The 253-nt window shown below is 62.1% G+C and carries 1 protein-coding gene; it reads left to right on the forward strand.

All coding sequences use genetic code 11. From position 1 onward, the window contains the following. A partial coding sequence (locus tag AC1RPU_RS08380) for a hypothetical protein (RefSeq protein ID WP_481769711.1) occupies positions 1–253 on the forward strand: 253 nt, incomplete at both ends.

The following is a 253-nucleotide window of genomic DNA, read 5'->3' on the forward strand; positions in this document are numbered from 1 at the left end:
GGTGTGCGCGTCCTCACGACGATTGCCAGCAGCGACGCGCCGTCAAGCTACGACTACACCTTCGATGTGCCCGAAGGGGCCGATCTCGTTAAGTCCGAGCTCAGCTACTACCTCGAGTCTGGGGACGATGTGCTCGGTCAGATTGAATTCCCCTGGGCCGTGGATGCGGCCGGCGCGCAGGTTCCCACGAGCTACAGCTGGGACGACGGCGTCTTAACACAGCATGTCGACCTGACTGATCCCGCGATCACCT

The sequence above is a fragment of the Dellaglioa sp. CoH-55-MRSF-7 genome, from assembly GCF_056782235.1.